This is a genomic window from Fontibacillus forbon (assembly GCF_046559655.1).
GTDB lineage: Bacteria > Bacillota > Bacilli > Paenibacillales > Paenibacillaceae > Fontibacillus.
The window spans coordinates 625,710-651,421 of record NZ_JBKGFV010000001.1; the positions used below are offsets into that span (position 1 = coordinate 625,710).

The window sequence follows — 25,712 nt, forward strand, 5'->3', positions numbered from 1 at the left end:
CCTAACATGAGTATAAATAAAAACGAGTTTTTCCCTGTAGGAGCTTTGGATCAATTTCTGGTGCAGATCGGACGCGTAGTGGAGATCGGTGGACGGCAGATTGCCGTCTTCCGCCTCTCCGATGGCCGGATCTTCGCTGCCGTAAATGAAAGCCCGCATCCTAAAGGCGGACCGCTAGCGGAGGGAATCGTGTCGGGCCATTATTTGTACGATCCTTTGTACGATTGGAAAATCGATTTGACCACCGGTCTCGTCCAGGCTCCGGATAACGGTCAGGCGCAAATGCTGACGGTGAAGGTAGAGGACGGGCAAGTATGGATTGCAGCGGGAGAACTGCAGGCCGTATAGCGCGCGATAAAGTTACAGAAACGCACTTGGGAGAGAGTGGGGATAACAATGTTTACGCAGAGCGTGGAGTCCATTGTAGAAGCAGCAGTAAAAAAGAAAGAGAAAATGAATGAAAGCCTGCCCAGGTATTTTGTTTCGACCCTAATGGCCGGGGCTTATGTTGGTCTGGGCATCATTTTGATCTTTAGCGTCGGTGCGCCGCTGGCTGCGGCGAAGTCGCCGTTTCAGACCATGGTTATGGGGATGTCGTTCGGGCTTGCGCTCACGCTCGTCATCTTCGCCGGTTCCGAGCTGTTTACGGGGAACAATATGTTTTTTACGGCTAGTACTCTAGCAAAAAGGACTACGGTAAAAGATACCCTTAAAAACTGGGTCATCGTTTTTCTCGGCAATTTGCTGGGAGCCATTATTTTAAGTTTACTTATTGTAGGTACAGGACTGTTCAAGACTGCAGCGCCAGAACATCTGATATTTGCGGCTTCAGCGAAAAAGATGGGCGCACCGGTAATGGAACTCTTTTTCCGGGGCATTCTGTGTAACTGGCTTGTTTGTCTCGCAATCTGGATGGCCAACCGGGCAAAGGACGATATTTCCAAGCTCGTCTTGATCTGGTGGTGCCTCTATGCCTTTATTGCTAGCGGATATGAGCATAGTGTAGCTAATATGACCTTGCTCAGCCTGTCCGTGCTGCTGCCGAATCATCCGGATACGGTATCTCTGGCCGGCTGGTTCCATAACATGATCCCGGTCACGCTGGGCAATATTATCGGCGGTGCTGTCTTTGTCGGGATGGCCTACTGGTTTATCTCCCCGGTGCGCAAGAAATAACCTCCTCTTACAGGAAAGGGCTGCTTTAACAGGTCTGAATGGACCGTTAAAGCAGCCTTTTTTTGCCGGGGTACTGTGATGTGAAGTTATGCCATGCTTCTAATGGACGGTAATACGAATTGCACGAGCCGGAAAAACAAAAAGGACAGGGCAGTGGATTACCTACTGCGCCGTCCTTATTTGGCTGAAATTTCGGATTGACGAAGAAAGAGGAGCCGCCATGTCGTACACGAGGTCAGATCCGGCAAATCTCATTGGGGCAAAGCTCGCAATGACAAATGTCCTGCAGCATAACGAGGTCTTTGATTACGATCATGCCGTTTTCATATTCCAGTGCGTCTTTCTTGCGCAGATCACTCAGCATCCGGTTGACGCTTTCGCGTGTAGCACCGATCATGTTCGACAGGTCGGTATGAGTAATCTTCTTATTGATGAGGATATTGTCGCCATGCTGTTCGCCGTAAGTATTGCTTAAACGGATCAGGGTCGAGCAGAGGGCACCAGGCTTGCCGTACATCATCAGGTCGCGGAACTTGGTTTGCGTCAGACGATGGTGGATACCCATCCATTTCATAAAGTCGATGGCAAAATCGCAGTGCTGGCAGATCATGATTTCCAGATCCTTTTGCTCAATGACTCCGATCTCGCTGTCTTCAATGACCTCCGCGGTAAAGCTGTGCTTCGTGCTGAAGAAAGGATCTGCCTGACCGACCATATCGCCGCGTCCGTACATATACAGAATCAGCTCTTTGCCTTCGTCCGTGGATTTGGTCAGTTTCACGCGTCCGCGTTTAATATAGAACAGTTTATCGGAAAAGTCGCCTTCCCAGAACAGATGTGTTCCTTCGGGATACGCTTTTTCTTTCATTGTGACGAGAAGACGGTTGAAGTTTTGTTCTGTAAAACAGCTCGTATTGCCGCGGGGCAGGGTGGCGCTAACTATTTCACTCATTATTGATTTCCCCTTTGTGTTCCAAATTTTTCTGAAAATTTTAAATTAATTATATAACGTTTTTACGGTTTTGGGGGAACTGTAAAGCCCGAAAAAGTGTCGAAATTTCAACATTGTGACTAATTTCACTTTTTGAAAAAAGAGATATTCATCACAAAAAACAAGGAGAATCTAAGCCCAGAGCGGCCCGAATGGAAATTTGAACTGAAAAAACAATCAAAATAAAATGAAAAGTTTCACTATTTTAAAGTACGTGAAAAAATTCACTATACAAATTGAACCAGCTATGCTATGCTAAGACCATAAGAGAAGCGCACCGCTTCATAAGGATAAACCCGAACGTGAAAAAATTCACTAGAAAGAAAGGGTTATCCATTACCCAACTTAGGAGGATGAGAGAAATGGCCGTTAAGAACGAAGTTACGACAAAAGCCGAGCCCGCTGCACAAGATTACATCCAAACCTTGATCGACAAGGCGAAGAAAGCATCCGAAGCTTTCATGAGCATGGATCAAGAACAAATCGATAATATTGTGCAAGCCATGGCGCTGGCCGGACTTGACAGACATATGTATCTGGCCAAGATGGCTGTTGAAGAAACCGGACGTGGTGTGTACGAAGACAAGATCATTAAGAACATGTTTGCGACCGAGTACATTTACCACAGCATCAAGAACAACAAAACAGTTGGCGTAATTGAAGATAACCCTTATGACAGTTTCCAAAAGATCGCTGAACCGGTTGGCATCATCATGGGGATCACTCCTGTAACCAACCCGACTTCGACAACCATCTTCAAATCTCTTATTGCTATCAAAACTCGTAATCCTATCATTTTCGGTTTCCACCCATCGGCTCAAAAATGTAGCGCGGAAGCCGCGAAAATCTTGCTCGAAGCTGCCGTTAAGCACGGCGCGCCTGCAGATTGCATTCAATGGATCGAAAATCCTTCCATGGATCGCACGAACGGCCTGATGAACCATCCTGACGTAGCTTGCATCCTGGCAACCGGCGGATCGGCCATGGTTAAGGCGGCATACAGCTGCGGCAAACCGGCACTCGGCGTAGGTCCTGGTAACGTACCTTGCTTTATCGAGAAGACCGCGGATCTGGATCAAGCGGTTAATGACCTGATTCTCTCGAAAACGTTCGACAACGGCATGATCTGTGCTTCCGAGCAGGCGGTTATTATCGAAGAGCCCGTTTTTGATCAAGTGAAGAAGAAAATGATTGCTAACGGTTGTTACTTTGTCAACAAAGACGAAGCAGCTAAACTTACAGCTGGAGCTATCATTGCAGATAAATGCGCGGTGAATCCGAATATCGTCGGTCAACCTGCCGTGAAGATCGCTCAAATGTGCGGTATTGATGTTCCTGCCGGAACGAAAATTCTGGTAGCCGAAATCGAAGGCGTAGGTCCTAAATTCCCGTTGTCCGCAGAGAAATTGAGCCCGGTTCTGGCTTGCTACAAAGTTAAAACAGCAGAACAAGGCATCGAACGCGCGCTTGAAGTCGTTCAATTCGGAGGCATGGGGCACTCTTCGGTAATTCATAGTAATAATGAAGAAATCATTCAAAAATATTCGGATCGGATGCCTACTTGCCGGATTCTCGTCAACCAACCATCTTCGCAAGGCGGTATCGGCGACATTTACAATACGAACCTGCCTTCGCTGACGCTGGGCTGCGGATCTTATGGACGTAACTCGACTTCGTCGAACGTAACGGCTGTCAATCTGATCAACGTGAAAAGGGTGAATCGTCGTACCGTGAATATGCAATGGTTCAAAGTACCTGATAAAATCTATTTCGAGAAAAACTCGACGCAATACCTTGCCAAAATGCCGGATATTACTCGCGTACTGATTGTAACCGACCCAATGATGGTTAAACTGGGATATGTGGAAAGAGTGGAGCACTATCTCCGTCAACGTCAAACTCCGGTAGCGATTGAAGTATTCTCGGATGTTGAGCCGGATCCATCGACTACAACGGTAGAACGCGGTACGGAATTGATGTCGAAATTCCAACCGGATTGCATCATAGCACTCGGTGGCGGATCGCCGATGGATGCTGCAAAAGGCATGTGGCTGTTCTACGAATATCCTGATACCGACTTTAACAACCTGAAACAAAAATTCATGGATATCCGCAAACGGATCTACAAATACCCGCGCCTCGGACGCAAAGCGAAATTCGTTGCGATTCCAACCACTTCGGGTACAGGTTCGGAAGTAACTTCGTTCGCGGTAATTACAGATAAAATCAATGGCAACACGAAATATCCTTTGGCTGATTACGAGTTGACACCGGACGTAGCCATCATCGACCCTGAGTTCGTATACAGCTTGCCTAAAGTGGCTGTAGCCGACACGGGTATGGACGTTCTGACTCATGCTATCGAAGCTTATGTATCGGTTATGGCGAGCGACTACACGGACGGTCTTGCGATCAAAGCCATCCAATTGGTATTCCAATACCTCGAGAAATCGGCTTTGACCGGCGACAAGCTGGCCCGCGAAAAAATGCACAACGCTTCGACTTTAGCCGGTATGGCCTTCGCGAACGCATTCCTGGGCATTAATCACAGCTTGGCGCATAAATGGGGCGGACAATATCACACCGCGCATGGCCGTACTAATGCGATCCTGATGCCGCACGTTATCCGTTACAATGCTAAGAAGCCTACGAAATTCGCAGCATGGCCAAAATACACCCACTTCGTGGCTGACGAGCGTTATGCAGAAATCGCCCGCATTCTGGGACTGCCAGCACGGACAACGGAAGAAGGCGTGAAGAGCTTGATCAACGCCATCCGCGATCTGAATAAGAAACTCGGCATTCCTGAAACTTTCCAAGAGCTCGGTTTCGATGCGAAAGATTTCGAATCGCGCGTAGATTACCTGGCAGACCGTGCTTTTGAAGACCAATGCACAACAGCAAATCCGAAGCTTCCGCTCGTAACCGAATTGGCTGATGTTTACCGTGATGCTTTCTACGGAAGATTTGAAGAATAAGTGAACATTTAGGTTGAAAAAAGTGACAAATATCACTTCAAAAGTGATATTTGTCACACTCTTTCTATAGGGGTTATTATATGATAATAATATAAATGATCCCCCGTACAATGGTGAGTACAGTGGATTCGAAACTAAATCTAAGGGCTTATCAGTGTCGAAGTTGTGAAAATTATCACAAATTTTAGGGATCATGAGGCGCGGTATAAACCTTCAAACCGCGTACTACAAAATATATATGGAGGGATTAAGATGTCGGTGATTGAGAGAGAAGTACAAAAAACGCAAGAAGTTCAAACAGCTTGGAGAGGTTTTAAAAAAGGAACCTGGATGCGGGAAGTAAATACCCGCGATTTCATCGAGACCAACATTCTGGCTTATGAAGGCAACGAATCTTTCTTGAAAGGCGCAACGGATAACACTAAAGCGCTTTGGGATATCATTTCCGATTTGACCAAGAAAGAAAGAGAAGCCGGCGGCGTACTTGACGTTGAACTCAACAAGCCTTCCACAATCGTATCCCATGCTCCTGGTTACCTGGATAAAGACAAAGAACAAGTCGTAGGCGTGCAAGGGGAAGCTCCTTTCCAACGCACGATCCATCCTTTCGGTGGGATCAACATGGTTATCAACGCTTGCAAAGCTTACGGATTCGACCTGCCGGGCGAGATTGTTGATATGTTTACTACGATTCGCAAAACGCATAATCAAGGCGTATTTGACGCTTATACTTCCGATATGAGAGCTGCCCGTAAAGCTGGTATTATTACAGGTCTTCCCGATGCATATGGCCGTGGCCGCATTATCGGTGACTACCGCCGTGTAGCGCTTTATGGCGTGGATTTCCTGATTAAACAAAAAGTAAGCGAACTGAAGAGCCTTGAAGTCGATGTGATTGACGAAGACGTGATTCGCCTCCGCGAAGAACTTTCCGAACAAATCCGCGCTTTGGGCGAATTGAAACAACTGGGCGAAATGTACGGCTTCGATATTTCGAGACCGGCAGAAAATGCAAAAGAAGCGTTCCAATGGGTATACTTCGGTTACCTGGCAGCAGTCAAAGAGCAGGACGGAGCGGCAATGTCGCTTGGCCGTGTATCTTCTTTCCTTGACGCGTACATCGAACGCGATCTGGCTGAAGGAACTTTGACTGAAGAAGCGGCTCAAGAATTGGTTGACCATTTCGTTATGAAACTGCGGATCGTCAAATTCCTGCGTACTCCGGATTACAATGATCTGTTCAGCGGCGACCCTACATGGGTTACTGAATCGATCGGCGGCATGTCGGTTAACGGCGTGACTAGAGTAACGAAGAACAGCTTCCGTTTTCTGCATACTCTTTATAACCTGGGTCCTGCTCCGGAGCCAAACTTGACGGTTCTCTGGTCTGAAAAATTGCCTGAAGCCTTCAAAAAATATTGCGCTAAAGTATCTATCGAAACCAGTTCGATCCAATATGAAAATGATGATTTGATGCGTCCGATCTACGGCGACGATTATGGTATCGCCTGCTGCGTATCCGCCATGGAAATCGGCAAGCAAATGCAGTTCTTCGGAGCACGCGCCAACCTGGCGAAAGCTCTGTTGTACGCGATCAATGGCGGTAAAGACGAGAAGTCCGGCGCTCAAGTAGGCCCTGAATTCCCGGCTATCACTTCCGAATACCTGAATTACGACGAAGTCATGAAACGCTTCAAACCAATGATGGAATGGCTCGCTAAACTGTATGTGAACACGCTGAACGTCATTCACTATATGCATGATAAATATTGCTACGAACGGATCGAAATGGCGCTGCATGACCGCGACATTCTCCGCACGATGGCTTGCGGTATCGCCGGCTTGTCCGTAGCGGCCGACTCGCTGAGCGCGATCAAATACGCTAAAGTTAAACCGATCCGCAACGAACAAGGCATCGCTGTTGATTTTGAAATCGAAGGCGAATTCCCTTGCTACGGCAACAACGACGACAAAGTCGACCAAATCGCCGTAAATCTCGTTGAATCGTTCATGAGCATGATTCGTAAACACAAAACTTACCGTAATGCTATGCCGACACAATCGGTATTGACGATTACATCGAACGTTGTATATGGTAAGAAAACAGGAACTACACCGGATGGACGTAAAGCGGGCGAACCTTTTGCTCCAGGCGCCAATCCGATGCACGGCCGCGACAAGAAAGGTGCGCTGGCATCGCTCAGCTCCGTAGCCAAACTGCCGTATGAACACAGCTTGGACGGAATTTCGAACACCTTCTCGATCGTGCCTAAGGCACTTGGTAAAGAAGCTGAAATCCGCAAATCGAACCTGGTATCGATGATGGACGGATACTTCGGTAGCAAAGCACATCACCTTAACGTCAACGTCTTCGACCGTGAACAGTTGATGGATGCGATGGAACATCCGGAAAACTATCCGCAGTTGACGATCCGCGTTTCGGGATATGCGGTTAACTTCATCAAATTGACCCGTGAGCAACAGCTTGACGTTATTAACCGGACCTTCCACGGTTCGATGTAATAACGCCCGGGTAGTAGAGTAATATTAGTTTGAGCTTTCATCTAAGGCAGCTGAATCAGGAAGGGTGACGAAAAATGCTTAAAGGTCGCATACATTCATTGGAAACTTTCGGAACGGTCGATGGCCCGGGTATTCGTTTCGTACTCTTTATGCAGGGCTGCCTGCTTAAATGCCAGTATTGCCATAATCCGGATACCTGGAGCCTGACGGACGGGAAAGAAATGACCGTGGAAGAGGTATTGGCCGAAATTGAACCCTACCTCAACTACTACCGTTCTTCAGGCGGCGGGTTGACGGTATCAGGCGGGGAAGCGACGCTGCAGGCTCCATTTGTAACCGAATTGTTCCGCGAAGCCAAGAGACGCTGGAATTTGCATACTACGCTGGATACGAACGGTTATAATGATGGGGACAAAATCAAAGATCTTCTCGATGTAACGGATCTCGTTCTGCTTGATCTGAAACATATCGATAATGAGAAGCACATCAAGCTGACGGGCAAACCGAACGACCGGATGCTCAAGATGGCCGAATGGCTGTCGGATCACGGACGCAACATGTGGATACGGCACGTATTCGTTCCGGGCATTCACGATGATGAGGAAGACTTGCTGAACCTCGGCCGTTTTATCGGCAAGCTGCAAGGTGTCGAGAAATTTGAAATTCTCCCTTATCACCAAATGGGTGTCTTCAAGTGGCAAGAGCTTGGTTGGGACTATCCGTTGGAGGGGGTACCTTCACCTACGCCGGAAGAAATTGACCGTGCTAATCGCCTCATTGAAGAGGGAAGACAACAACTGGAATCATCTCATAAATAGGTTTAGTATGTAAGATAATATGACATTAATATTTACTTTTCACAAAAAAGCGGTTAAACTCGACGATACATGTCAAGTTTAACCGCTTTCTTTTTGTCGATTAGATGATATTATCCCCAGAATAGAAAAATGTCCTCCTTATCAGAAATGGAGACGCTTTCTATAATAAAGATGTAACACAAACCGATCTTGAGGAGGGTCATAGAAACATGAAGAAAAGTTTGATGCTGCTCATGACGCTGATTTTCGTAGCGTCAGCAATGCTGGCAGGGTGCGGAAAATCTAACAACAACGGAGGAAACGCTCCGGCTAACGAAGGACAAACTACGACCAACAATGGTGGAAATGAGGCGAAGGTGAACGATGAACCGTTCGAAATTACTATTCGCCATACCCAAGTAGGTGAATCCAAGAAATTCCGTCTCGCATTGTTGGAAGATGTCGTCAAAAAGACTCAAGATGCCGTACCGGGATTGACGGTCAAACTGGACGCCGTAGATTCCGAAGTTAATCGGAAGGAAAAGCTGAGAGGCGAAATGGCAGCAGGCAAGCCGCCGGAAGTCTTTGACGTATTCGGCAGCCCGGATGCAGCTCTTTATGCCAAAGAAGGTTTGATGCTCGATCTTACTCCGATTTTGGACGAACTTGGCCTCAAGGACAAATTTACTACACTGGCGCCATTTACAGTTGACGGAAAGATCTATGGTCTTCCTATCGGGGGCTCAATCGAAGGATTTTTCTATAATAAAGAGTACTTTGAACAAAAAGGGCTGAAAGTTCCGACAACGCTCGACGAGTTGGATAAGTTAGCCGAAACGATTAAAGCCGACGGAAAAATTCCGTTCGCTCAATCTTCCAAAGATGCTTGGATTCCGCTCATGACTACGAATAACCTGTGGTCCTACTATGCCGGACCTGAAATTACTTACGGTTTCAAAACAGGGGAAACCAAGTGGACGGACGAAAACATGGTTAAAGCCATTGCCAAGCATAAAGAATGGGTTGACAAAGGCTACTACAAAAAAGGCGAACTCGGCTTTGAGTATGCCGATATGAGAAACCAAGTAGTGACTGGCGAAGCAATCATGATGATGGACGGTTCTTGGGCTAACTCGGTATTCAGAGATGCTGAGCAAGCCGGCGATATGGTTGGCAAAATCGGATTCTTCAATATGCCTCCTGTCAATGCAGGCGATCCGGTAATCGTCATGCAGGACGCCAATAATGGTTACGGCTTCTCCGCTGCGGTTGGTGAGGACCCTCGCAAACTGCAAGCTGTCAAAGAGTTCATCAAAAATATGTGGACGGACGAAATGCAGCTTCGCGGTCTGAAAGAAGACGGCGTGCTTCCAGCAATGAAGATGGACCTGGAACAAATGAAAACTACGTCTGATGACGCACTTATGCAAGATATTTTCAAGGCCGTAAGTGAAATCGGAACTTCGTTCCCGGCTTTTGACGCACTTGTTCAGGCAGAAGTAAATACGGCGCTTAGCATGGGAATTCAACAAATCATCGGTGGTGAAATCGAACCGGCGAAGATGCTGGAAAACGTACAGGCCGCCCAAGACGCAGCCAATGCAGCAGAGCAATAAGGTTTAGCGAATGACGAAAAGGGCGCCACCCGTCTCAAGTATGTGGGGGGCGTCCTTTTCCACTAAATAAGAATGAATATGTTTACACACATGTTTTGCAGGGAGTTTAATTTCGCATTAGCAACGGAGGTTTATCATGAATAAAGCGCTTAGAAATCCTCTGATCTATCTGATATTTGTGATCCCGGCGTTCGTTCTGTTTCTTGCCTTTTTCATCTATCCGGTCTTTACGGCGGTCAATAACAGTTTTACGAGCTGGAACGGGATATCCAAAAACATCAATTATATCGGATTTGACAACTATGTTACCGCCTTCAATGACGTCGCTTTTTGGAAATCGGTAAAAAATAACGTGTATTTCATATTGTTCTCATGTCTTATCCAAGTACCGCTCATCGTCATATTTTCACTCTTGATCGCGAATGTCAAAAAACTCAAAGGGTTGTATAAAACCGCGGTCTTTATGCCATCGATCATGTCGACGGCTGTCATCGGGATTTTGTGGGGTTTTATTTACAATCCGGACTTTGGTCTCGCCAACGAAATATTGGGCGTGTTCGGCGTTTCCCCGGTGTACTGGCTGTCTGACAAAAACTGGGCGATGATCTCAATTCTGATTACTAATGCCTGGCAGTGGACCGGGTTCTACATTGTTATGGTGCTCGCCGCGATTATCGCGATACCGAAGGAACTCGAAGAGGCGGCGGCGATTGATGGAGCGACCGGGTTTCAACGTGCTACAAAAATCACGATTCCGCTTGTCATGCCGATTATTTCCGTTGTTATCATGCTGTCCATTGCTGGAGCGATGAAAGCTGCGGATATTGTGCTCGTAATGACCAAGGGCGGACCGGCAGGCTCGACCGACGTCATGGCTACCTATATGATTCGATATGCAATAACGAGCTTTAGACACGGTTTTGGTAACTCCATTGCCGTTCTGATCTTTGTATTTACCATCATCATCACCGTCCTGTATCAGGTGTTGATCTCCAAACGGACAGAAAGGATTGAATACTGATGAGAGCGCTCAAAAAATCGATTCCGCACATTTTCCTGATGGCTTATCTGCTCGTCATCCTATATCCGTTCCTGTTCGTTCTCTTTTCATCGGTTAAAACGAACAACCAGGATATCGCTTCGAATCCGTTCGGACTTCCCGGTTCGATTACGTTCGATAACTACGTCAATGCCTGGGTCAATGCGAAAATAAGCACATACTTTTTTAACAGCTTATATATAGGCGTCCTTTCGGCGTGTTTATCCATTCTGTTCGCGGCAATGCTGGCATTTGCCGTTACCCGGATGCGCTATAACCGAATCAGCGCCATTATTTTTCAATTGATTCTGCTCGGCATGCTGATTCCGAACAACTCGCTGCTCCTTCCGATTTACGGAATTATGAGAAAGCTGAATATTCTGGATACGCATATGGCGTTAATTTTGCCTTATGTAGCCAATGCGATTCCGTTCTCGGTCATTATTCTGGCGGCCTTTATGCGCTCGCTTCCCGGGGAAATTGAAGAGGCTGCCGTTATTGACGGACTTAGCTCCGCGGGCCTTTTTGCCAGAATCATAATTCCATTGACCGTGCCGGCTATCGTTACGGTGTTCATCATTAACTTCCTGGGTAACTGGAACGAGTTCCTGCTCGCCAACTACTTCCTTTCCAGCGAAGAATTAAGAACACTGCCCGTCGGGATGGTCGGTTTCAGAGACGCTTACAATACCAACTATGCGCAGATGTCCGCAGGGATTATTTTCAGCGTACTGCCGGTTATGATCATTTACGCCATCCTGCAGGAAAAAATTATTGAAGGAGTTACGGCAGGCAGTGTCAAAGGATAATAGGGGCGGGATTAAGGTCATATGCGAATGATTTCTTAGATTCCTCGTACTAATCCGAAGCGGGAGCCAACATCTCATGAATTTGCGAATCAAGCTATTTACGGCGTTTCTGGGGCTTGTAATTATTCCCTTATTTATTCTGGGGATCATTACTTTTCTGATCACGTTCCGGTCGATAGAAACCAAATACAGTCAGCAGGCCGAATATTCGTTGAAAGCGATCGGCTATAGCATCAAAAATATTTTTCATGAGATGGATAACGTGACCGACAACGGGATTGCCAAAGGCGTGTTTCAGGCAGCGTTGATCGCCCAGGATCCGGATGCTCAGGATTTGACCGCAGCGAATCAGCTTGAGCTGAATGCCAACCAGCGGAACTTTCGTTCCTTGCTGTATAACCATCCCGCTATTGATTATGCCTTTCTGTACAATGTTCACGGCTATAAGGATTCAAACGTGATTACGATATTCAATAAGGAAAATTTTGAGACGCTTCCATATGAGCAGTTCAAGGAACATGAGCTGTACAATGAGGTCATGGCGCTTAACGGCATTCCGAAGTGGATTGCGCCGCACGAATATCCGGAGCTGACCGGCTCGGAAAACGTGTTTACGCAAATTCGGCTGATCAAGGATTTGAGCAGCTTTAAACGGGTAGGCGTTCTGGTTGTCCAAATTAAAAACTGGGAATTCGATAAAATATTTCAAAACCTTACCTTGGGCAGCAAAATGAAGGACACCCGCTTTTTTCTCGTAAACGACAAGGGACAGGTGCTCTACGATTACCAATCGGAATTGAACGGGCAAACCTTGCAGCCTAATATCCAAAAGAAACTTGCCGTGACTAAGGACGCACTCAGTTTTAAAGGGAAGTTCAACGGGGAAGAGAGCGTCATATCGATTTACAGTTTGAAGGAATATCCGTGGAAGCTGGTGTCCGTCACCTCCTGGCATTATTTATCCCAAGAAGTAACGACTTTTGCCAAATGGTTCGTCGCCATCATTCTGATCTGCGTACTTACGGCCTTGCTGTTTAACTTCTTGTTCATGAACCGGATCACCGGGACGATCGGCGTCATCGTCCGATTCATGAGAAAGGTGGAAGATGGCGATCTGAACGCGCGGGTCGACGAGAAAGGCGACGACGAATTGCTTTTGTTGCAGCAAGGCTTCAATAGTCAAATGGATAAAATCAATGAACTGTTTAATCAGGTAAAAAGAGAGCAGCTGCAAAAAGCGAATGCCGAACTTCGGGTCTTGCAGGCGCAGATCAAGCCGCATTTCCTGTTCAATACGCTGGAATCGATCAATGTGCTGGCCGTCCAAAACGAAGGGCGGAAAGTGAGCGAGATGGTAATAAGGCTCGCCAGCATTTTGAGAATCAGCATCCAGGACAAGGAAGAAATTTCGCTGGGTCTGGAGATCGAGCACTTGAGAAACTATCTGGAGATCCAGAAATTCAGATTCGAGGAGTTGTTCGATTACGAGATCGAGATTCCGGCAGAGATGATGAATTGTATGCTGCTCAAGCTTACCCTGCAACCGCTCGTGGAAAACAGCATTCAGCACGGGTTTGAGGGCATAGACTATAAAGGCGTCATCAAGGTAACGGGATTTATGGAGGAAGACCGTATTTTGCTCCGGATCGAGGATAACGGCATCGGAATGTCCAGTGAACAGCTGTCAATTATTCAATATGCGGACCCCGATTTGGACGAACAAGCCGTGAAATCGTATCCTAGCCATGAACGGCGGGGACTTGGACTGAGAAGCGTGTTTGACCGTCTCCGGTTCCAGTACGGCGCCAAATACGGACTGTTCATCTGTTCACAGCCTGGCCGCGGTACGGTGATCCAGTGCGTGATTCCAAAAAATGAATTGGGTGATAAAATATGAAACTGAAGACTTTGCTGGTGGACGACGAGATTCATATTTTAAACAATTTATCCAAAGTGCTCCCTTGGGAGGCCATGGGTTTCGAAATTGTCGGGTTGGCCAAAAATGGCGTGGAAGCGCTGGAAACGGCAATTCAGCATCAGCCTGATCTGATTTTGTGCGACATCCGCATGCCGATCATGGATGGAATGACGTTGATTCAACATTTGCGCGAGCAAGGACTGAGCAGTGAGATCTTGCTTCTGACAGGATATCAGGAATTTGAATATGCCCGTACCGGAATCAGATATGGGGTCAAGGACTATATTTGCAAGCCGATCAATTATTATGAGCTTGAGGAAGTTGTACGAAAGATTGCGGATCAAATTTTGGAAAAAAGAAAGAAACAAAGCAAAGAGCAACGTTTAGACCGGGTGGCTTCTTTAGCTAATGAAAACTATATGCTTCACACGTTATTGGGGCAGGAGAGAGAAGAAGAAGGCGTATTGTGGGATGAAGAGGACGGAAGCGAAGAGCGGGTAACCCGCGGCGTCCTGCTGCTGGACCTGGAGGGTTATGCCCACAGGTCCATATCCTGGACATTGCATGAACGGAAGGCCTGGAATCTGCACATCAAAAATCTGCTCAAGGAAATGTTTGCATCGATAATCAAGCAATATACGGTTTTGCAAGTAAGGGAAGGGGAATGGTGCATAATTTTTCATTCCCAGCAAGAAGAGATCATCGCGAAGGACCGGCTACGACCGGCTTTTGAACAACTGCAAGAGATTGTCGGCGAAAAGGAAGGCATGATGATCCGCATGTGTTTGGAACAGAATCCGGTTGGATGGACGGAAATGTCCTCTGTCTATCAGCGCATGCAGCAAATGCTAATCTTATGCCCGCCGCAGGAATGGTTTTTGGATGCCGATCTCTTTGCAAAATCATCTGCGTCCTATACGGATACGGAAGGATCCCAATGGCGGTTTATAGAGCAAATCGGGAACGGACTTCGGAATGGTAGCCATGAACTGCTTGTCCAGGTCGTTTCGGAGCTGAAATACTACGTGGGCCATATGGCGGAGAATCGGGCGGCGGAAAAGCTCCTGCATTACCTGCTGATTCACCTGCTCCGGGAAATGCGCGAGCTACAAATGTTGTCAGGGGAGCAGGAGCAAGCCGTTTGGCTCAGGCTTCAGGAATCGCTTAGTTTGAAGGATCTGACGTCGCTCGTTATTTCCCTGGTGGACCGTGCGAGAGAATCGCTTGCGGCCAAGAAGTCATCCGAAACGCTAATGATGTCTGCACAAAATTATATACAGCATCATTTGGGCGATGATTTCGGCATAGAGGATATAGCGGAATATTTAGGCATCAGCTGCAGTTACTTCTGCCTGCTCTTCAAAAACCATTTCGGCGAGACCTTTGTCGAGTATTTAACGAAGCAACGCGTAGAGATGGCCAAATGCCTGCTGAGCGGAAGCGAGAAGTCAGTAACCCAAATCGGCTCCGTCGTAGGTTATCAGGAGCGTAGGTACTTCACGAAAGTATTCCAGAAATATACCGGGATGACTCCTTCGGAATTCAGGTTGAAGGAAACGTCCATATCCTGAGCAAGGAAGGTGCCAATGTGGAATTATCCAAATTAACTTTGGAAGAAAAAATCGGCCAGTTGTTCATTTGCGGTTTTCACGGGCTGGAAGCCGACGAGCAGATCAAGACGTTGACGAAAGATTATCATATCGGCGGAACGGTTTACTTCCGCAGGAACGTGGAATCGGTGTCGCAGCTTGCGGCGCTATCCTCCGGTTTGCAACAACTGCCGCGTAAGAATCCGGAAATCCCGCTGTTTATTTCGATTGACCAGGAAGGCGGGATGGTAGCGCGCTTGGATCATGAGGGAATGAGCCGGATTCCGGGTAACATGACGCTGGGGGCCGCCGGGGATCCTCAATTAACGGAGGCTGCGGCCGTACTTGCGGCTAAAGAAATGCTCGCCCTCGGAATCAATTTTAATTTCGCGCCTTGCATCGACGTCAACAATAACCCGTCTAACCCTGTTATCGGCGTAAGATCGTTCGGCGAAGATCCGGTGAAGGTGGCGGAGCATGGCAATGCGGCGATCCGCGGATATCAGCAAACCGGCGTGATCGCGACCGCCAAGCATTTTCCCGGTCACGGAGATACGGCGGTCGACTCCCATCGCGGACTGGCCGTTGTTCCGCACGACAAGGAGCGGCTCGGCAAGGTCGAACTGCTGCCGTTCCGCGAAGCGATTGCAGCGGGAGTCGATGCGATCATGACGGCGCATGTCATCTTCCCGGCATTCGAGCCGGAAGAAATACCGGCAACGTTGTCCCGTCGGGTCCTTACGGATCTCTTGCGCGGAGAACTGGGGTATGAAGGAGTCATCGTGACGGATTGCCTTGAAATGCACGCCATATCCAAGTCCTGCGGGATTCCTGAGGGGGCGGTGGCGGCGATCGAGGCTGGCGCGGACATCGTGCTCGTGAGCCACACGCTTCAAGACCAGATCGCGGCGATCAAAGCGGTCACGGAGGCCGTTCTGAGCGGCCGGATCAGTGAGAAGCGGATTGACCAGTCCGTGGAGCGGGTGCTGGTCTTGAAGGCGAAGCGTCTCGCTGCAGGTGCCGAGCAAGCAGGAGGAGATTCTGCGCCGGTTCCCGTACCGCTGACGCCGCCTGAAGAAAGCGGAGAGCTTCTGGCCCGGATCGCCGAAGGGAGTGTTACGCTCGTCAAGGATGACGGCAACCTGCCTCTGAAAAGTACCGATCCGGTTCTGGTTATTTGGCCGGAACTCCGTCATCGGACGGAAGTCGATGAGCCGGCTGTGCATAGATATACGCTGGCGGATGCGCTTGAAGCATTGGCCTGCAAAGTTGAGCTGTTCGTCATCGGAACGGTTCCTACGGACGCTGAAATCCACGAGGTTCTAAGGAAAAGTGCGGATTACGAGCAAATCGTAGTTGTAACTTATACGGCTGAAGGACAATTACCGGATGGTCAGAGCCGGCTTGTAGAGGCTTTGAACCGGGCTCATGGCTCCAAAATCATCGTTGTTTCGACACGAAACCCGTATGATATCAACTCATTCCCGGATACAGGTACCTACCTCTGCCTGTATGAGAACCGCTCATTTTCCCTGGATGCGCTGGCCAAGGTTTTAACGGGTAAGCTGGTTCCCTCGGGAAAACTCCCGGTGAGCCTAAATACCCGGTATCCGTCAGGGTTCCGGCTGCAATAATTTTTCTGATTCAGACCTAGTAAAGCCACTAACGGCAGACCTTTCGTTAAGGAAAGGTCTGCCGTTTTATTTTATTGCCCTGGCACAGGGTTTTTATTTTACTAATAGGGGAAGTTATTTTTACATTGCTATGATATTAACAGCAACTTTTCCCGAATTTAAGCGTTTAATAGTATGTGTGATTGACGAGAGAGTTACAAAATGGGAGTAGAGAAGGAGTCTAGCATGAATTTCAAAAGATTGGTCATTACAACAGTTTTAGCGGCTTCGCAAGTTGCGATGGTCCTCCCCGCCAGTGCGGAAGAGATGATCCAGACAAATCCTCCAAGCGAAGCCAATGTTTCAGGGCAAGCGGTTAATAACGGGAATACCGGAAACCTGAACCAGAATGGGACGGTAGACGGAACTACGAACCCGGATCAAGGGCAAGTTGATGGCCAAATCGAGGGCCAGGTGACTGATGGAACAGGCGGAACTACGGTTCCGGGCAGTACGGAAGACGTAACCGGGGCGGAAGGCTCGGAAACAGGCGGAAACCCTACTACGACGACTCCACCGGTTGCAGAAAGCACTTCTGCCGGCAGCACGGACGGTCAACTCATCCTGATGATGAACAGCAAAAAAATGTATCAAAACGGGCAAGAATATCTGGCCGGATATCCGATGGAAGTCAAAAAAGGGGTTTCTTACGTCTCGATCCGCGCCATCGTGGAACGCGCCGGACTGCAGATTGCTTATGACAGCAAAACCAAAGAAACGATTATACAGCGGGGAAGCGACGAACTCCGTTTTAAAATGAATACTTCGAGTTATAAAGTCAACGGCGTCACGACCAAAATGAGCGGCACCTCTTATTCCGTCAAAAACAATTTCATGGTTCCGTTGACGGCCATTACGAAAGCTTTGAACATGCCTTATGAATGGGATCAAAAAGGCAAACGCGTCATCGTGAGCGTTTCCACGAAGCCGGTTGCTTCGTTTTCCATCGGAAACAAAGAAGTAATTTCCGGCGAAACCCAGGTTCAGTATCTGGCCAACTCCTACTCGCCGTCGGGATTGCCGATCGTGAATGAGGAATGGCTGGGACGCGAAGAGATGTTTATGACGCCGGGCCAGTATGTCGTCACGTACCGGGTTCAAGATTCCAGCGGGCAATGGAGCGACCCGTTCTCGCTGACAGTAAACGTGGTGAAGCCGCATACGCCTCCTGTAGCCAACTTCACTACGGATAAAGAAACCTATAAAATGGGCGAACTCATTACTTATAACGATCTCAGTACCGATGAAGTCGGAATCAAGGACCGCGATTGGGAGAACAAGGAGCTTGCTTTCTTTACTCCGGGGCCGGTATCCATTAGATTGACTGTGACCAACCAATTCGGGTTGACTTCAAGCATTGAAAAGACGATTACAATTACGAACGAAACGTTGTATACGCGTGATGATTTCAACAAAATCTTCACGCCGGTCGGAGACAAATATATGTTTGACGGAACACAGGTTCCGTCCTGGGCCAAAGCCAACTATACGTTCACTTCGGATTCGACTACGCTGATCCGCAGTAACAGCCCCGAAACCGTGTATTCCGAAGGGGTTGTGTACCGTGAATCCGCTATCGGAGATACGCGTTTCATGATCCATCACGCGAACGCAACCGGCAAAAGCGTGAAAATGTATGTCATCGCAACCAACAAGAATACGACGGAAACCGCCCGCCTGACGCAAACCAACCTGGGTTTTGCGGGACCTAACCAATACGCAACGGGCGTAGGCAAGGCTTCGGTTCAGCGTTACTATGAATCGATGCAGACCGGAAATAAGTACAAAGACATGTGGATCGCTCCCGGCGAAAGCAAAATCATCCTGACCGAACTTAGCGCTACTTCCATGAAGCCGGGAGAAGTCATTTCCCTCTTCGCGGATTTGTACAGCGATCATACGTTGCAATATGACGTGATCATGCTCGACGCAAGCAAGGATCCGTTCAAATCGCTACCTTATCTCAGCGTCCTGCCTTCGGATATTCATAATCGGGGGACGTACACTGAGGCAACAAGACATATCGAATATGGTGAATTAATCGGTACGACACCGACCCGGCTTCTGATTGGGGACAATTCCAGCGATCCGTTCCTTGTAGGAGAAGACGGCCCGACCGGAGAGTACAAATTGAATGCCGGCAACTTCGGCGTCGTTTACACGATCAAGCTTCACCGTGTCGCTCCGAACACCTTGATTACGTTCAATCCGCGCGGCGGGTTCTATACCGGTAATATCATGGTTAACGGCAATATCGTGCCGATCGCGAACAGTAGCGGTTTGAGCGCGCCAAACGAGAACAGCGTATTGTTCCGTTCGGGTGACCGCGAACAGACTGTGGAATTCCTGTTTACTGCCGCACCGGGCAGCAACTTGTCGGTCAATCTGCTGTTCCAGCCGATGCCGGAAGTGAAGCAACCATAAGCATAAGCTGCGAAATCATGAAGTAAGTTTAAATCCAAGAGCTCTGGACTCCGGTCCGGGGCTCTTTTATTGCCCGAATGAACAGTGGGATTGGCTAGCGGCTGTCTTCTGTCCCGTAGCGAGCGACTTCATTGACGGAGACTCCGTTTTGCGTCATTATTAATAGTGACGCATGGAGGTTTTTATGACGGGAGGAATGTCGCATGCTGTCAACAGAGCAAATTATCGCGGTCATGTCCGCCCAAGGGTTGCGGATAACCGACCAGCGTAGAACCTTGGCCAAGCTGTTTGCCGAGCGCGACGGTTATTTGACGCCTAAGGACGTATACGACTATATGTGTAAACAGTATAGCGGCCTCAGTTTTGATACGGTGTACCGGAACCTGAGAGTCATGGAAGAGCTTGGGGCCATCGAACAAATCGTGTTCGAGGACGGGTTGAAATTCAGGGCCAGTTGCAACAGCGAAGGGCATCACCATCACCATCTGATCTGCCTGCAATGCCAAAAAACTTACCCGATTCACTTCTGTCCGATGCCGCTGACGGACGCGCCGGAAGAATTTCAAGTGGTAAAGCATAAATTCGAAGTTTTCGGTTATTGCAAGGATTGCCGGCGGGATGGTACCGGGGAGAAAGAAAAGGCTGCCCAGCAGAGCAGGGGAAGCTAGGATGGGCATAGTGCGAAAAACGTTTCAGGGCCCGATTCATTTTTACCGGAAATTCATTTCCCCGCTGAAGCCGCCCACTTGCCGTTTTTATCCGACTTGCTCCGCGTATGCGCTTGAGGCGATTGAGGTTCACGGGCCGATCAAAGGTTCCCTGCTGGCGGCGAAGAGGATTGCCAAATGCCATCCTTTTCATCCGGGCGGGCTTGATCCGGTGCCCCCGAAGCGTCAAAGGGGCGAACTTAAGGAGGAGCCGCCGGAACAAGACAACGGCAACCGGGATCCGGTTTCGGCGAAATAGTGCTGTTTTTAAGGTAGTACGGCATCTCCTTGACAGAGATAATGTCTTTTCTTAATATAAAGTAATAATGTAATTTTCGATGAACGGATGAGTACAAGGTTTTGGGTCCAGCAACAGAGAGCCGGGGTAGCTGCAAACCGGTCTGGATCGGCCTTGGAATATGGTCCGGGAGAAACTGCTTTCGAGTCGGATTTGATTGTTGGTTCGATAAGGGAGCGGCGCGGCATCCGGCGTTAGCGGAGGGTCATCATTGACCGGCTGAGCCCGTTCGCTGTAAAGCGGCGGGGAATTTGGGTGGTATCACGTGAGCTATCTCTCGTCCCATGATGGGACGGGAGTTTTTTGTTTTTCCAAGATTATCGTTTGAAGTTGATGAGCTCTATAAGAAAAAGGAGATGAAGATGATGTCAGACAAAAAGACGTTCTACATCACGACACCAATTTATTATCCCAGCGATAAGCTGCATATCGGGCATGCTTACACCACGGTCGCCGGGGATGCCATTGCGCGCTACAAGCGCCTGCGCGGGTATGATGTCCGGTATTTAACGGGTACCGATGAGCATGGCCAGAAGATTGAACGGAAAGCTGCCGAAGCCGGCAAAACGCCGCAGCAGTTTGTCGATGATATCGTGGTGGGAATTAAAGAACTTTGGAAAAAACTCGATATTTCCAACGATGATTTTATCCGTACTACAGAACCGCGGCACAAGGCCGTTGTCGAGGAAATCTTCGACCGTTTGCTGCAAAAAGGCGATATTTACAAGGGAGAATATGAAGGCTGGTACTGTACGCCTTGCGAATCGTTTTTTACGGAACGCCAGTTAGTGGACGGAAACTGTCCTGACTGCGGACGTCCGGTGGAGCTGGTTAAGGAAGAAAGCTACTTCTTCCGGATGAGCAACTATGTGGATCGATTGCTGAAGTATTATGAGGATAACCCCGACTTTATCCAGCCGGAATCCCGCAAAAATGAAATGATCAACAATTTCATCAAGCCGGGTCTTGAAGATCTTGCCGTTTCCCGGGCCACGTTCGATTGGGGCGTTAAGGTCAAAGGCGATCCGAAGCACGTCGTTTACGTGTGGATCGACGCCTTGTCCAATTATATTACGGCACTCGGGTACGGCACGGAAAATAACGAGCTTTTCAACCGATATTGGCCTGCGGACGTCCATCTGGTCGGCAAAGAGATCGTCCGTTTCCATACGATTTACTGGCCGATTATGCTCATGGCGCTGGATCTGCCATTGCCGAAAAAGGTGTTCGGCCATGGCTGGCTTTTGATGAAGGGCGGCAAAATGTCCAAGTCCAAAGGCAATGTGATGGATCCGTCCGTGTTGATCGACAGATACGGGCTGGACGCCACCCGCTATTACCTGTTGCGCGAAGTTCCGTTCGGCGCGGACGGTTCCTTTACGCCGGAGAGCTTCGTACAGCGGGTGAACTCCGATCTGGCGAACGATCTCGGAAACTTGCTCAATCGAACGGTAGCGATGGTCGGAAAATATTTCGACGGCGTCGTGCCTGCTTACGCGCCTGGAGTTACGCCATATGACGCGGATTTGTCGAACCTGGCGCTGGAAACGGTCGCCAAGGTCGAGGAAGTGATGGAGAACCTGGAGTTCTCCGTGGCGCTTGCCGCGATAGGCGCTTTTATCGGCCGGACCAACAAGTACATCGATGAGACTCAGCCGTGGGTGCTCGCCAAAGACGAGGCCAGACAAGGCGAATTGGCATCCGTAATGGCGCACCTGGTGGAATCGCTGCGGATCGCCGCAATTCTGTTGCAGCCGTTCCTTACTCAGGCGCCGGCCAAAATCTGGGCCCAGCTGGGGCTTGTGCCCAGCGAGCTGACGAGCTGGGAGAGCGCCAAGACGTTCGGCCTCATTCCGGCCGGAACGAAGGTAGGCAAAGGCGAGCCGATCTTCCCGCGGCTCGACGCCGAAGCCGAAATCGAGTACATTGCCAACTCGATGGCCGGGGGTGCCGCTGCTTCGGTCGTGGCGGATACGCCAGCCACGGGAGATTCTGCAGCGGCAGTCGGGGCTGTAAAGGCGGGCGCCGAGCCAGCCGCCAAGCCGGAGACGAAGGACGAAATCGGCATCGACGATTTCGCCAAGGTGGAGCTGCGCGTCGCTGAGGTACTGGCTTGCGAGCAGGTGCCGAAAGCCGACAAGCTGCTGAAGCTGCAGCTCGATCTCGGGTATGAACAGCGGCAGGTGGTATCCGGCATTGCGAAGTTTTACAAGCCGGAGGAGCTTGTCGGCCGCAAAGTGATTTGCGTAACGAACCTGAAGCCGGTGAAGCTGCGCGGGGAGTTGTCCCAAGGGATGATTCTCGCGGCGTCCCAGGGAGACCAATTGACCCTGGCTACGGTACCCGCTTCCATGCCAAACGGAGCCATCGTGAAATAAAATAAAGAAGTTAACGCCAAGGGGCTGCCCTTGGCGTTTTTTTTGTTCATGGAGTTCCAATAATAAGAATAATAGAGAAGGTGGTTGACACTTCGTTCAAACTACCCCTATAATCATATTTGTAATTATTACGATTAAGAAGGAGAGAAATTATGAATTTCTACATAAAGAACGGATGGAAACTGTTTTTGCCGGTAATCGCTTCGCTTATTTTGTTGGCGGGATGCGGAAAGAGCGCGGGCGGAGAGATCGTCCCGGGTAAGGTGAACGTGGTGACCAGCTTTTATCCTATCTATGAGTTTGCCAAAGCCATCGGCGGAGAGGACGCCAATGTGATTAACCTACTTCCTGTAGGGGTGGAGCCGCATGACTGGACGCCGCGCAGCCAGGACATTCTTAATACTTCCAAAGCGGAACTGTTCCTGTACAACGGTGCCGGTTTAGAAGGCTGGGCGCCGAACTTCCTGAAAGGGATGGGCAAGGATGCCAAGGTAAAAACTATAGAAGTCAGTAATGGCATCGACCTCATTTATACCGAGGGTGATGACGGGCATAACCATGGTGGAGACGGTCATGAAGAAGAAGCTCATGAACACGAAGAAGAAGGACATGATCATGAAGGCAACGAAGCTACGCCGGATCATCATATCGACCCCCATACCTGGGTAAGTCCGAAGTCCGCGAAAATTATCGCCGAGAACATCAAAAACAGCTATGTGGAAGTAGACCCGGATCATCAGGAAAATTACGAAAAACGGTATGCGGAACTTGTTCAAAAGCTGGATGCGCTGGATACGAAATTTACCGAAGAGTTGTCCAAAACAGCGAAACATGAAATTGTGGTATCTCACCAGGCGTTCGGATATTTATGCCGTGATTACGGGCTCACGCAGCATGCGATCATGGGCCTGTCGCCGGAAGCGGAGCCAAGGGCACAAGATTTGGTGAACCTGTCCAAAATGGTAAAAGAGGAAGGCATCCGTTACATCTTTTTCGAAGAATTGGTCTCCGACAAGCTGGCCAAAACTCTGGCAAGCGAAGCAGGCGTGGAAACGCTGGTGCTGAATCCGGTGGAAGGATTGACGAAGGATCAACAAAAAGCGGGAGACAATTACTTTACATTGATGGAGAAAAATTTGCAAAATTTGATTCTCGCTCTACAATAAAGAGAGAAATTATCGGAACCGGAAGGACGAGGACTAATGAAATCAGAGACTGCCGCTCCGGCGGCATATTGTCATGATAGTATCATCGAATTGGACGGAGTCTCGTTCGCCTACAAGGATCAGAAGGTCATCACCGACCTGGATCTCGTTATTAATGAACGCGACTTCGTTGGCGTAATCGGCTCCAACGGCGCCGGAAAAACGACGCTGCTGCGGATGATGGTCGGACTGCTCCGGCCCACGGATGGGGAAATACGGCTGTTCGGTCAGCCGATCCGCCGTTTCCGCGATTGGGAACGAATCGGATACGTGCCGCAGAAAAATGCCTTCAATCCCCTGTTCCCGGCTACGGTCAGGGAAGTAGTAATGTCCGGCTTGTACAGCAACAAGAAGCTGTTCAAGCGGGTCGGCAAAGCGGACCAGCGGAAGTGCGAAGATGCGCTGGAAGTGATGCGGATTGGAGATATTGCCGGAAAAAAGATCGGGGAGCTATCCGGAGGGCAGCAACAGCGGGTGTTTCTGGCCCGTGCCCTGATCAACCAGCCTGACTTGCTGATCCTGGATGAGCCCACGGTGGGGATAGACGCGCAAACGCAGGCTGATTTTTTTGAGCTTATTTTTCATATGCACGCCCATCACCACATGACGTTTTTGATGGTTTCTCATGATATTGAAATGATTGAAGATCAGCTTGGGAAAGAACCCCGTGACCGCTGCGGCGGCATCAAGTTTTATGTGCGTCATTCGCACGAACAGGACTGCGCCATACCCGGCCTGCAGCATTCTCTTTTATAGAAATGATTGGAGATGTGACACTTGGAAATATTAACTGCGGATTTTTTTCAAAGAGCGCTGACAGGCGGGCTGCTCATCGGGCTTACGGCTCCCCTGATCGGCATTTTTCTTGTTTTACGGCGGCTGTCCATGATTGGGGATACGCTGGCCCATGTGACGATCGCCGGGGTCGCGCTGGGATTCTTGATTGAAGTGTATCCGATCGGGGTGGGTTTGGTATTTGCAGTGGCCGCCTCCTTTGCGATCGAAAAGCTCCGGAAAGCCTACAAAAGCTTTGCGGAACTGTCCATTGCCGTCATTATGGCCGGGGGCGTTGCGCTCGCCTCGCTGTTCTTTACGTTGGGAATGGGTTACAATAACGATGTAGTCAGCTATCTGTTCGGCAGTATTTATACGTTGGATACCACCGATCTATATGTGGTAGGAGCGGTAACCGTCGTGGTTGTGGTAGTTATATCCGTATTCTTCAAAGAAATGTTTCTGCTCACGTTTGAAGAGGACGCAGCCTCGGTCAGCGGTTTGCCGGTAAAGCTGCTTAATCTGCTCATCACCGTAATGACCGCGCTTGTCATCAGCACGGCTATCAAGATCGTCGGAGCATTGCTGGTCTCCGCCCTTTTGACCATACCGGCGGCTTGCAGTCTGCTGATCGCCAGAAGCTTCAAAACCTCGGTTATCTTCTCCGTAGTCATTGCGGAAATCGCCGTGGTTGCCGGTCTCGTGATTGCCGGAGTCTGGAATTTGGCCCCGGGGGCAACGATCGTGCTATTGTTGATCGCGATGCTTATTTTAACGCTGATCGGCAAGAAAGGGCTTCCCGCCTGATTGATAAAAT

General features: G+C 49.1%; 19 protein-coding genes. 18 read left to right on the top strand and 1 reads right to left on the bottom strand.

Going from position 1 to position 25,712, the window contains the following annotated elements; genetic code table 11:
- The first annotated feature begins 6 nt into the window (after positions 1-6).
- Both nirD and ACLB09_RS02765 read left to right on the top strand, forming a co-directional pair.
- Positions 7-348: a nitrite reductase small subunit NirD gene (nirD, locus tag ACLB09_RS02760; RefSeq protein WP_410768217.1), complete on the top strand. Its 342-nt coding sequence runs from the start codon at positions 7-9 to the stop codon at positions 346-348.
- A gap of 48 nt (positions 349-396) precedes the next feature.
- Positions 397-1,176, top strand: coding sequence for a formate/nitrite transporter family protein (locus ACLB09_RS02765; RefSeq protein WP_410768218.1), 780 nt, complete (start codon positions 397-399; stop codon positions 1,174-1,176).
- Positions 1,177-1,411: 235 nt separating this feature from the next.
- On the opposite strand, the gene ACLB09_RS02770 is transcribed toward ACLB09_RS02765, so the two are convergent.
- Positions 1,412-2,128 carry a Crp/Fnr family transcriptional regulator gene (locus ACLB09_RS02770; RefSeq protein WP_410768219.1) on the bottom strand — a complete coding sequence of 239 codons (717 nt, stop codon included), beginning with the start codon at positions 2,126-2,128 and terminating at the stop codon, positions 1,412-1,414.
- 401 nt (positions 2,129-2,529) lie between these two features.
- Between ACLB09_RS02770 and adhE the strand changes: the two genes are divergently transcribed.
- The 16 genes from adhE (at position 2,530) to ACLB09_RS02850 (ending at position 25,702) form a co-directional block, all read left to right on the top strand.
- Complete coding sequence (gene adhE / locus ACLB09_RS02775) at positions 2,530-5,145, top strand: bifunctional acetaldehyde-CoA/alcohol dehydrogenase (protein ID WP_410768220.1); 2,616 nt, start codon at positions 2,530-2,532, stop codon at positions 5,143-5,145.
- Positions 5,146-5,397: 252 nt separating this feature from the next.
- Entirely contained in the window at positions 5,398-7,668 is a 2,271-nt protein-coding gene (gene pflB, locus ACLB09_RS02780; RefSeq protein ID WP_410768221.1) for a formate C-acetyltransferase, read from the top strand.
- A gap of 74 nt (positions 7,669-7,742) precedes the next feature.
- Positions 7,743-8,486 carry a pyruvate formate-lyase-activating protein gene (gene pflA, locus ACLB09_RS02785; RefSeq protein ID WP_410768222.1) on the top strand — a complete coding sequence of 248 codons (744 nt, stop codon included), beginning with the start codon at positions 7,743-7,745 and terminating at the stop codon, positions 8,484-8,486.
- Positions 8,487-8,695: 209 nt separating this feature from the next.
- On the top strand, positions 8,696-10,081 hold the full coding sequence (locus ACLB09_RS02790; protein ID WP_410768223.1) for an ABC transporter substrate-binding protein: 1,386 nt from the start codon (positions 8,696-8,698) through the stop codon (positions 10,079-10,081).
- Between the two features lie 136 nt (positions 10,082-10,217).
- Positions 10,218-11,102, top strand: a complete 885-nt coding sequence (locus tag ACLB09_RS02795) for a carbohydrate ABC transporter permease (RefSeq protein WP_410768224.1) — start codon at positions 10,218-10,220, stop codon at positions 11,100-11,102.
- On the top strand, positions 11,102-11,929 hold the full coding sequence (locus tag ACLB09_RS02800) for a carbohydrate ABC transporter permease (RefSeq protein WP_410768225.1): 828 nt from the start codon (positions 11,102-11,104) through the stop codon (positions 11,927-11,929). The genes ACLB09_RS02795 and ACLB09_RS02800 overlap by 1 nt, the downstream gene beginning before the upstream one ends.
- 76 nt (positions 11,930-12,005) lie before the next feature.
- On the top strand, positions 12,006-13,826 hold the full coding sequence (locus tag ACLB09_RS02805; RefSeq protein ID WP_410768226.1) for a cache domain-containing sensor histidine kinase: 1,821 nt from the start codon (positions 12,006-12,008) through the stop codon (positions 13,824-13,826).
- Positions 13,823-15,418: a response regulator transcription factor gene (locus ACLB09_RS02810; RefSeq protein WP_410768227.1), complete on the top strand. Its 1,596-nt coding sequence runs from the start codon at positions 13,823-13,825 to the stop codon at positions 15,416-15,418. The genes ACLB09_RS02805 and ACLB09_RS02810 overlap by 4 nt, the downstream gene beginning before the upstream one ends.
- A gap of 17 nt (positions 15,419-15,435) precedes the next feature.
- Entirely contained in the window at positions 15,436-17,070 is a 1,635-nt protein-coding gene (gene nagZ / locus ACLB09_RS02815; protein ID WP_410768228.1) for a beta-N-acetylhexosaminidase, read from the top strand.
- Between the two features lie 225 nt (positions 17,071-17,295).
- Entirely contained in the window at positions 17,296-19,533 is a 2,238-nt protein-coding gene (locus ACLB09_RS02820) for a copper amine oxidase N-terminal domain-containing protein (RefSeq protein WP_410768229.1), read from the top strand.
- A gap of 203 nt (positions 19,534-19,736) precedes the next feature.
- Complete coding sequence (locus tag ACLB09_RS02825) at positions 19,737-20,201, top strand: Fur family transcriptional regulator (protein ID WP_410768230.1); 465 nt, start codon at positions 19,737-19,739, stop codon at positions 20,199-20,201.
- A 1-nt stretch (position 20,202) separates the two neighbouring features.
- Positions 20,203-20,499: a membrane protein insertion efficiency factor YidD gene (gene yidD, locus ACLB09_RS02830; protein ID WP_410768231.1), complete on the top strand. Its 297-nt coding sequence runs from the start codon at positions 20,203-20,205 to the stop codon at positions 20,497-20,499.
- A gap of 404 nt (positions 20,500-20,903) precedes the next feature.
- Positions 20,904-22,916 (top strand): methionine--tRNA ligase, encoded by a 2,013-nt coding sequence (gene metG / locus ACLB09_RS02835; protein ID WP_410768232.1) that lies wholly within the window; start codon positions 20,904-20,906, stop codon positions 22,914-22,916.
- A 152-nt stretch (positions 22,917-23,068) separates the two neighbouring features.
- A complete protein-coding gene (locus ACLB09_RS02840) occupies positions 23,069-24,082 on the top strand; it encodes a metal ABC transporter solute-binding protein, Zn/Mn family (protein ID WP_410768233.1) in 1,014 nt (337 codons plus the stop codon).
- 36 nt (positions 24,083-24,118) lie between these two features.
- Positions 24,119-24,877: a metal ABC transporter ATP-binding protein gene (locus ACLB09_RS02845; RefSeq protein WP_410768234.1), complete on the top strand. Its 759-nt coding sequence runs from the start codon at positions 24,119-24,121 to the stop codon at positions 24,875-24,877.
- 21 nt (positions 24,878-24,898) lie between these two features.
- Positions 24,899-25,702 (top strand): metal ABC transporter permease, encoded by an 804-nt coding sequence (locus tag ACLB09_RS02850; protein ID WP_410768235.1) that lies wholly within the window; start codon positions 24,899-24,901, stop codon positions 25,700-25,702.
- Positions 25,703-25,712 lie beyond the last annotated feature (10 nt).